General features: G+C 36.8%; 9 protein-coding genes. All 9 read left to right on the top strand.

Annotated elements, in window-relative coordinates; translation table 11 throughout:
* The first annotated feature begins 353 nt into the window (after nucleotides 1-353).
* Entirely contained in the window at nucleotides 354-614 is a 261-nt protein-coding gene (locus tag AB1414_09110; protein ID MEW6607599.1) for a hypothetical protein, read from the top strand.
* A gap of 390 nt (nucleotides 615-1,004) precedes the next feature.
* Nucleotides 1,005-1,319 carry a DUF433 domain-containing protein gene (locus AB1414_09105; GenBank protein MEW6607598.1) on the top strand — a complete coding sequence of 105 codons (315 nt, stop codon included), beginning with the start codon at nucleotides 1,005-1,007 and terminating at the stop codon, nucleotides 1,317-1,319.
* A complete protein-coding gene (locus AB1414_09100; protein MEW6607597.1) occupies nucleotides 1,319-1,720 on the top strand; it encodes a DUF5615 family PIN-like protein in 402 nt (133 codons plus the stop codon). The genes AB1414_09105 and AB1414_09100 overlap by 1 nt, the downstream gene beginning before the upstream one ends.
* A 100-nt stretch (nucleotides 1,721-1,820) precedes the next feature.
* Nucleotides 1,821-2,264 carry a hypothetical protein gene (locus tag AB1414_09095; protein MEW6607596.1) on the top strand — a complete coding sequence of 148 codons (444 nt, stop codon included), beginning with the start codon at nucleotides 1,821-1,823 and terminating at the stop codon, nucleotides 2,262-2,264.
* Nucleotides 2,265-2,919: 655 nt separating this feature from the next.
* On the top strand, nucleotides 2,920-4,278 hold the full coding sequence (locus AB1414_09090; protein ID MEW6607595.1) for a radical SAM protein: 1,359 nt from the start codon (nucleotides 2,920-2,922) through the stop codon (nucleotides 4,276-4,278).
* Nucleotides 4,279-4,740: 462 nt separating this feature from the next.
* A complete protein-coding gene (locus AB1414_09085; protein ID MEW6607594.1) occupies nucleotides 4,741-4,992 on the top strand; it encodes a hypothetical protein in 252 nt (83 codons plus the stop codon).
* Between the two features lie 445 nt (nucleotides 4,993-5,437).
* Nucleotides 5,438-9,841: a VCBS repeat-containing protein gene (locus AB1414_09080; GenBank protein ID MEW6607593.1), complete on the top strand. Its 4,404-nt coding sequence runs from the start codon at nucleotides 5,438-5,440 to the stop codon at nucleotides 9,839-9,841.
* Nucleotides 9,842-9,980: 139 nt separating this feature from the next.
* Nucleotides 9,981-10,262 (top strand): four helix bundle protein, encoded by a 282-nt coding sequence (locus AB1414_09075; GenBank protein ID MEW6607592.1) that lies wholly within the window; start codon nucleotides 9,981-9,983, stop codon nucleotides 10,260-10,262.
* Between the two features lie 23 nt (nucleotides 10,263-10,285).
* On the top strand, nucleotides 10,286-10,414 hold a 129-nt coding region (locus AB1414_09070; protein MEW6607591.1), incomplete at its 3' end, for a GxxExxY protein.

Genomic DNA, 10,414 nt, shown 5'->3' with positions numbered 1-10,414 from the left:
GGTGGGTTTTCTTCTACAAACAGATTGCTCCTCTGGAGCAAATTTAATAAGCAAAAGATGGCAGAAAATGAAGTAAAGCAATGCCTGTGACCATAGATATAGCTTTAACTCCTACGCAACGCTCTCTAGATAAAATTCTAATTTTGCCTGAATTTTTTGTTGACAATAGTTCGTTAATCTGGTATAATTTAAAATGAAATAAGAGGTAAAAATAACTTAATAGCCCTTTTTCTTAAAGAGGATTTTTATCCTCTCACACGTCCTAAGAAGGAGGCTACTATTATTGCTGTGTTTTTTGCACAGCAAGAGGGGTAGCTATCATTATCGGACTTCGGACGTGTGGACGATTTTGATTGTTTACCCCTTTTTTATTTTTAGGGGTTAAAATATTAGTAACCAAATTGAACGAATTTAACGAATTCGTAACCGTTCAGGGTGTAATGAAGGAAAAAGGGGAAATATGGGAAAAGGGGAAATTTATTTTAATGTATGGAATTGAAAAGTTTGAAATGGTGCACTTTAGTGTGAAAGTTTGCGGAAAAAATCACAGGAAAAATAATGAAAATGAACCATCCCAATTCTTTAATATTTTTTCCCTACTTTTCCATTCCTGAGCCTGTCAGGAACAGGTTTTTCCCTTACTTACATCTGAATGCTTACACGAATTCTTCGTATTTTTACGAATTTGTTTTATTCGATTAATTCGATTACTTAAAAAGAGGAGGAAGAGCTATGAATAAATGCTTTAATATCAAGGGTTGCCCTGCAAGTTTCTATTTAATCTGCGAGGCGTACAGGCAGGATAAGAATTGTTTTGAGGTAAAAAATCCAGCCTGTTGTCATAACCACACCTTACAAGAATGTAAAAAATGCCCTTTTTATTTGAAGATTCAAAAGTTGGAAGAGAGATAGATAAAACTCCAATTTAAGCGTAATCCTTAATTTTCTATTGACAACTTTGTTTAATGATGTTATAATGAAGTTACCAGGAGGTAAAAAGAACAATGGCTCAATTAATGAGAACCGAACATCCGTATATTGTCAGAAGCAAGAATATCTGTGGAGGAGAGCCGGTCATTGAAAACACCAGAATTTCAGTCCGCAATATTGCGGTTATGTTTAAATCTGGTGATACAGTGGAGGATATTTTAGAAAGCTACCAACATTTAAAACCTTCCCAGGCTTATGATGCTATAAGTTATTATTTAGACCATCAAGAAGAGGTTGAAGAATTAATTTCCAAAAATACCGAAGATTATTGGTTAAACCGTCTTGATGGTACTCCAAATGTCCTTCGGGTAAAGGAGAAAAGACTATAGTGTCTGCCATCCCCTCTTCTATAAGACTTTACATTGATGAAGATGTTTATCCTGCCCTGGCTGTCGCATTAAGACATCGAGGTTTTAACGCTGTTAGTGCACAGGAAGAAGGGAACTTAGGACTAACCGATGAAGAACAACTTGTTTACGCTGTATCGCAGAATAGGGCAATATTGACATTTAATGTTGGCCATTTCAAAATGCTGCATTCTGACTGGACTAATGAGAACAAATCCCATAAAGGAGTAATTATTTCCACACAGATTCCCAAAAAACATTTTGGGGTGCTGTTACGAAGAACATTAAGAATGTTGAATCTGTTAACGATGGAAGAGATAAGCAACAAACTGGTGTTTTTGCAACAGTTTGCTGGTGATTCTTCGAAGACCAGAATTACTTAACTGTCCATGTACCAAAAAATGTCTAATGAAAGACCCTGAATACATTACTTAGGTCCAGGAGAAGGCCAGTTTATCTTTTATCGTGAAGGAGGGATGTAGAATGGTATACATTGCCTTAACAATTATAGGGATTGTGGCTGTCTGGGTGGTTAGACCGGGATGGAGCAAGAAGGCTCAGATAGCCTTTATCTTAGCCTCAATAGCTGGTGGGTTAGTGCTATTCCTCTGTGCGGATTTTTTTAGAGCACAAGATGTCAGCAAAAGAGGAATTTCTTCTTTTTGGGCGCAAATCCCCTGGCTGGAAATAAGCCTTTATCTACTAATGTTAATTGGTATGGCGGCTAAATACTTTTTTGATGCTATTGGTGAAGAAGGCAAGAAGATAGAATTCAACAAGTGGCAGCTTTTCAGGCCAATGTTAGTTTCGCCAATAGTATTTCTGGTAGTCTATGGAAGCATAGGAGAAAATACGCCCTTACTGGTTAATTTAATCTTTGCCTTCCAGAACGGCTTTTTCTGGCAGACGGTTTTGAACCGATTTTGAGTTGCTATAAGGGAGGATAGAAGTGCAGAGGGGTTGCATCTTCCTTAGTCCAGGTTTCGCATTTATACCAATCAACGGAATAAAAGGTGAGATTGAAATGCAGGCTACTGGAGTGTAAATACCTTTAGTCAAACTATCTTTCTGCTTTTATCTTTATTTTTGTGTTTCCTTTATTTCGTGCTTTCGTGATATAAAAAAACAGATGTAGGAATATTAAGGTTCTACAGAATTTTGTAAGCGTTCAGGTGTAAGGACCACAAGTAATTATTTTTTATTCACTGCAATTCAGACACTGGACATCAGACATAAGACATAAGACATAAGACTTAAGACTCTATTTATGCAGGAAATCAGGTAAAAGTTCAGTTACTTAAAAAAATAACTGTCCAATGTAAAATGAACAATTAAAAATTTAAAAGTCAATTCTGTGTTCTGGCAGTAAGAACTGATTTCCCAATCATCTTGCATTTCATCTATCCTCTCATCGGACATTTTTCATTGGACATTGCCCATTGGACATTATTATTAGATATTTTGTAATGACCTGAACGCTTACACGAATATTAATTTATCTGTGTCCATCTGCGAAAGTCTGTGTCCCGTTTTTAATCGAAAATCGAAAATCCAAAATCCAAAATCACAGAGGAGGCAATAAATGGCTAAACCCAAATTACAGATTATTGTGCTTTTTCAAAATCTCAGTGAAGAAGGAAAGGTTTATTATGCCCGTTCACCAGCACCACCCTTATCCGGAGCCATAGTAGCAGGATTAACCCCACCAATCGTGGAGGTAGAGCTTCTCCATGAGATGATTCGGCCTATTGATTACAAAACAAATGCCGATTTCATTGCTTTAAGTTTTATGGATTTTTGTGCGGTGCATGCCTTTGAAGTGGCACAAAAATTCAGGAAGATGGGGAAAATCGTTGTTGCCGGTGGAAGATACCCATCTACATTTCCAGAAGAGGTCATACCTTATGTGGATGCAGTAGTCATCGGTGAAGCAGAACCTGTCTGGCAACAGGTAGTAGAAGATATGGTAACTGGCAAATTAAAGAAGGTTTATGAAGCACCATTTGCCCCGCCGCTGGAAAATATCCCTCCACCGCGTTATGACCTTATCGAATCAAAATTTGCAGTGCCTGTAGTTACTGAGGCAACACGGGGATGTCCCTATAGATGCAGTTACTGTCAACTGACCATAAAGTCTGCTCCATTTCGCACAAGACCTGTAGAAGATATCATCCGTGATTTAACGGCAACCTCCAATCTCCCATTTCATAAACGCAAAATAGCGATGTTATATGACAACAACTTTGGTGGAGATATGGAATATGCTAAAAGACTTCTGAAAGAAATTGCTAAACTGAAGCTTTGGGGATTAGGGCTGCAATTTAGTTTTGACTGTCTGCAGGACGATGAATTTGTAGACCTTATACACCAGGCAAACTGCACTATGGCTTTTATTGGCCTGGAATCTTTAAATGAACCCAGCCTATTATCTGTTCATAAAAGGCAAAATAAGGTTGAAGAATACAAAGAATTGTTTGAAAAACTTAAAATGCGCCGTATTCTAACCTTTACCGGTTTAATGTTGGCTTTGGATGAAGATACCCCACCATATTATCAAAACCTCCCTGCACATCTTGAAGAGATTGACCCCAGTGCAATTCTGCTCTCTATCGCTATCCCTATCCCTGGCACCCCGTTCTATAAAAAGGTAGATGAAGAAGGAAGGATATTTGATAAAAACCTTGCTCATTATGAAGGTGACCACCTTGTCTTTACACCCAAACAAGTCTCTTCTGATGATATTTTTCAGGCATTCCGACGCATAAATCAGATATTTTATTCCTCGAAGAATATCCTGAAAAGATGGTGGAGAATTATCTATAAAAGTAAGCGGGAACAAAATATCTTTAAATGGATATTCCGCACACTCCTTACCTCATATATCTATTTTCAACTTTCTATCTTTCAAAGAGACCATGCCAAAAGGAAGGTATATTTGTAACGGCTATAGTAGTGCATTGTATAAGCCTTGTATAAGCCAACCTTGTAAGCGTTCACCTAGTGCTCCGTCGCTGATAATTTGATAGATTGTTTTTCTACCTGTCATTCCCGCGCAAGCGGGAATCCAAATTTTAGTAAGCGTTCAAGTGGTGTAACAAAAGGAGATGTGGAGATTAAGGAGATAGGGAGATATTATTAAAAAAATGTAACTATTCACAATTCACAATTCACAATTCACAATTTCTTCCCTAAATTTCCTTAATAATGGTGAATGGTGAATTGTCAATTGTGAATTATCACTCTTCACGGTGTCAAGCAAACCTGGCCCAAGAGTTCGATGCACCGCTATAGCGCATCCAATGACTCTATTCGATAATTCATCAAATTTCACTTCGTGCTCTCCGTGCCCTTCGTGGTGAATAGTTACAAAAAAATTGAAATTAGTAGAAACTAATAGAAATTTATGGAAATTTGTTGTTTTCCACAATCAATTTCTACCTATTTTTGCTTCGCAACATTCTTCGAATTTTATAAATTATCTATTTCTATTATCTTATCTCCATATCATTCTTATCTCCTTATCCCCTTTCTTACACTTTTGATATATAGCCTGAACGGTTACTTTAAAGATATAAAGATTTGTAAGGGTTCAGGTAGGATAAAAATAAGGAGAAAGGGAGAAGATGGAGAAGTGGAGAAAAGAAGAGTTAACTGATAGGATTATTAATGCCTGTATTAAGGAATAAATCACTTAATCTTAAAAAAACTTGAATATCGAGTATTAGAGTTATTTTCAGACACGACCAAAAATTGAAATTAATAGAAACTAATAGAAATTTATAGAAATTTGTTGTTTTCCACAATCAATTTCTACCTATTTTTGCTTCGCAACATTCTTCGAATTCTATAAATTTCAATCTATTTCTATTATCTTATCTCCATATCTTCCTTATCTCCTTATCCCCTTTCTTACACTTTTGATATATAGCCTGAACGGTTACCAATCTTTTTCATTGACATTATATAAAATTTAGTGTATAATATATGAACACTGGGAGGAAGAATTATAATTTTTTCATACTCCCAGTTTTTTTATGATTAAGGATATTTTCTAAAGAAATTAAAGAAAAATGTCGATAAATAGATAAGAGGAAATAAAAATGAAAAGATTTATTTCAGAAATAGCATTATTGTGTATTTTTACTGCAGGTTCTACTTATGCCGGTAACCTTAATTTTAGTTCAGGTGTAAGGATTCAATCATACCAACTGAGTGTCCCTCAATATGCCGCGCCTGTTGTGGTTAATTGGTGCAATCATGGAGACAATAGGAATGATTTGTTAATTGGGGATGGAGATGGTAATGTATGGCAATATATAAATTCGGGAAGCGTTAATTCGCCTGCTTTTGCTTATGGGGGTAGTAAAATTGAAGGTGTAAATGTAGAAAAAGGAAGGGCTATTCCTTGCGTCATCGATTGGGATGGGAAGTACTATTTAGACTTGATTGTTGGAGATGCGGCAGGAAAATTAACCTTATTTTTGAGTAATTCTATGCCTGCTGAATTGAGTCCCCCCACATTCGGAGAAGTAATACCCACTGGAATTGAAGTGCGAGGTAATGCCGCTCCGTATGTGTGTAATTGGAATGATGGAGAAGGAGGAGATAATTTAGAAGACCTTATTATCGGTGACGCAAATGGGAATGTGTGGGTATATTTGAATGAAGGCACTCAAGACGAACCTCAATTTAGCCAGGGGTATCTGGTATTAGCCGGGACGACAACATTATCTGTAGGAAATGATGCCGTCCCGCAAGTTGTTCAATGGGATGGGATAGGAAATAAAGATTTAGTTGTTGGGAACAAAGCAGGGGAAATATATCTTTTTTTAAGTACGAATACCTCAGGCACTCCTACCTTTAGTACCGAGCAAAAGATTCAAGCCAATAATAAAGATATAGATGTAGGGGATAATGCCGCCCCGTTTATTGTTAATTGGGATAATTTAGGGAATATAGATTTAGTCATTGGAGAAAAGGATGGTTCTTTAAATCTTTATCGCAACTTAAGCGATAAGCCACCTGTATTTTCTATCCCATCTAAGATTGCCAGTGTCCCAACAGACCTTAATGCTGGTAGCAGAGTTATTCCTCATGTTTTAAACTTTAATAATGATGGGGCAAAAGATATGGTTGTCGGTGATGGAAATGGCAATGTAAAACTTTATCTAAACTCTGGAAATGATAATGACCCTAAATTTAGTGATGCCTATACATTTCAGGTAGATGCTGGGACACTAACCGGCATAGTAGATTTAGCTGTCGGCGATAATGCCAGCCCGTATGTCTATGATTGGGATGGTAATAGTATTAAAGATTTAATTGTAGGAGATAGTCAGGGTTTCATATATATATTTATTAATTCTAAAACTGATGATTCACCACTTTTTAAACCGGGAACCAGGGCTACTACGGGAACTGGAACTAATCAACCATTACAAGTTACAGGGGATGCTACGCCAATCATAACTGATTGGAATAATGATGGCTTAATGGACTTATTGGTAGGTGAGAACTATGGTTATGTAAATCTCTTTTTAAACTCCGGGACCAACCAAAAACCCGTATTCCTTCAATCTCCCCAACGAATCAAAGCAGATGGGACGGATATTACTGTTCCCAAAAATGCTAAACCTTATATTGTTGATTTTAATGGTGATAATAGAAAGGATTTGATAATTGGGAGTGGGGGCGAAGGTAAGTATGGATATGTGTATGTATATTTGAATGTTAGTGTAGATGATAAGAGTCCAGCCTTTACAACAAACCAATCCCACTATTTTCAACTTCAGGCTAACTCTGTGCCGTTAGAGGTATCTGGTTATGCCGCACCAATAGTTATGAATTGGAACAACGATAATATCCTTGATTTGATTGTAGGAGAGAAAGATGGTTACATTAATCTTTATACCGGTAGTTTCGAAAATTCGGCTCCAGTGGTTTTATGTGATACACCTGTCGGCACGCAAACTAAAGATGTAACCATTAAGTATCTCCTACAAGACGATGAAAATAATCCTTGTTCGATTGTGGTGGTATATTCTACGGATGGTGGGTATACATGGATAACAGCGTCCGCAGTTGCAAATGCCGGAGATGGAATGTCAAATTTAAACTCATCTAAAGAAGGAGTAAACCATAGTTTTGTCTGGAATTCTTCTGGAGATTTAGGTGGGGTGATAAGAAAGGTAATAATAAAAATTATCCCTTATGATGCTCAGGTGGAAGGTAAGCCTGGAAAAACAGGTGAATTCTGGGTGGATAATGCGACTATCTACAACTGGCAAAGAATAAAACTTGATGGTGCAGACCTGAATATAAATCCTTATTCCAGTCCCATAGTTATAGATTGGGACGAAGATGGAAGAGATGACCTTCTCGTAGGCGGTGAAAATGGTTATGTCTATTTTTGTAAAAATATAGGGTCAAATCAATCTCCAGAATTTAATGTCGCAGTTCCATTGAAAATCCTGGGAGGTAATTTACTCCATGTAGATAATTATGCCAGCCCATTTGTCTGCAATTGGAATAGTAGTGGCAAAAAAGATTTATTAGTTGGAGATAAAGAAGGTTATGTGACATTTTTTGAAAATACTGGTAATTATTTAGAGTTAGCGATAGGTAAAAAAATTCAAATTGGCACATCTAACCTTAAACTCTTTGGCGGTTACGCTACCCCTGTTGTGACATACTACAATGGAGATAGTTATAAAGATTTATTGGCGGGCGATAGAAATGGTAATGTCTATCTTTATTTGAATAAAAATGTCTCACCTCAAGAAGATACTTCACCTTTATTATCCCCAGAGGTTAAGATTCAAGGAAATAGCGATTTAGATGTTGGCAATAATGCCGCACCTTTTATTATTGATTGGGATAACGATGGCCATGAAGATTTGATTATTGGGAATGAGGAAGGGTTTGTCTTTTTCTATAAAAATCTTGGCGCAAATGGAACCCCTTCATTTAAAACAGGGTCTAAGATTAAACTCGATGGAGCGCCAATCAAAGTTAATGCCAACGCAAGACCTGGCATATTAAAACAGAATGAAGATACTATTGACTTGATAGTTGGTAGTAAAGCGGGATATGTCTTCTTATATCGTTTAACTGATGTGGTTCGAAATACCCCGCCACAAATGACTATTACCAATCCTAAAGGCAGTCAATCTACACAAACCGGTAGCGTGACTATAACCTATACCTTACAGGATGACGATTGGAATAAATGTATTATCAAGGTAGAATATTCTACTGATGGACAATACTGGTATTCGGCAACCGGCACACCTAAATCTGACTTAGAATCTACACCAGAAGGGACAAATCAGACATTTACCTGGTTTTCTAAAGAGGATATAATTGCGACGAAAACATACATTTATCTTCGACTTATTCCAAATGATGGCATTGCCGATGGTCCTACTGCCACAATCAGTTTTTACTTGAGAAATAGAAATAAATTACCCATTATTACCAATGTTACAACTAAACCTGTTGGTCAATTAGGTCAGATAGAGATTTCGTATGACCTTTATGACCAGGATAGTGATTTCTGCCGGGTTTTTGTGGAATATCAAGGTGGTTCTGTGACTACATGGGCAACAGCCACAGTCATTGGCACGACAATAGATATTTTACCTGCTACAGGTTTGAAATTAATCTGGTTATCTTCGGTAGATGAAAGGCATAAATCGGCTAAAAACTACCAGATTAAAGTTACCCCTTTTGATATAGAATATGGCACATCGGGTATATCTACCATCTTTGAAATAGATAATTCCTCGCTTTCATCTGGCATAGTGCCTGCAAGAACAATCACCACTTTGTCATTTTCACCCACGACCATTGAACTCCTCGAGTCTTTTTCCAATGATTATGATGTTCTGATAACGGTTGAAGAAAATCCCACAGGGATTCTACCAATGAATACCATCGCCTCTTTAAATAATACCGTCCGAAAGATTAGCGCCTTTAAATTACCTGATATAACTCCGTTAGACCCACCTTCAGTAGACGCTAAAATTACTATTCCTTACGATGATTTAAACTCTTATGAACAAGAGATGTTATTAAAAATATTTGAGTTGCGGGAAAATAAATGGGTAGTAGTTGGAGGAACGCCAGATGTAGTCAATAATCGTGTGACGGTTCAAGTAGAACACTTCTCTGTCTTTAGAATTGGACTGTATGCCGCTACTTTAAACGAATTCAGTATCTCACCAAATCCTTTTAAAGACAACGATGGAGTATTAGAGAATGGTGAGCTTGGTGCGGGTGGTGATTATGAAGTTATAACATTCATGGGTGTGAATAAGGTTGAAATTTATACCATTGCGGGTGAATTGGTTCGTGAATCCAAAAACTCGGAAATAGATTATAGCGGTTGGCGATGGAACTTACGAAATGATGCCGGTAAATTAGTCAGTAGTGGAATTTATATCTATGTTGCTTATGATAGTAGCGGTGCCTCTGTAGTTGGAAAATTAGGAGTAATTAGATGATTTTATAAGAGAAACCAGAAACCAGAGAACAGAAACCAGAGAACAGAAACCAGAGAACAGAAACCAGAGAACAGAAACCAGAGAACAGAAACCAGAGAACAGAAACCAGAGAACAGAAACCAGAGTGGAATAACCAAAGATGGAAGAATTTAAATTTGATTTTGAAAATCTGAAAGTTTATCAAAAAGCCTTAGATTTTATAGACAAAATATTTAAAGTCTATAAGAAGTTAGATCCGGAATATAAATATTCTATAGGAAATAATTTAATTCGTGCAGGCTTGTCAATTACTAATAATTTGGCTGAAGGGAATGGCAAAAAGTCTGTTAAAGAAAAAAGAAGATATTTTGCTACATCATCTGATTCAACAAGAGAATGTATTTCTATTTTTGTAAGAGTTCAGGTAGGATATAAAAAATAAGGAGAAAGGGAGAAAATGGAGAAGTGTGGAGAAAAGAAGAGTTAACTGATAGGATTATTAATGCCTGTATTAATGTCCATAAAGAGTTAGGGCCTGGTTTTCTGGAGAGCATCTATCACAATGCCTTGAAGGTTGAGTTTGCAAGACAGAAC

The organism is bacterium (genome assembly GCA_040755795.1).
In the GTDB taxonomy this organism is placed as follows: domain Bacteria; phylum UBA9089; class CG2-30-40-21; order CG2-30-40-21; family SBAY01; genus JBFLXS01.
The sequence above is the reverse complement of the archived record's forward strand: the minus strand, read 5'-3'. Positions and strand labels throughout refer to the sequence as shown.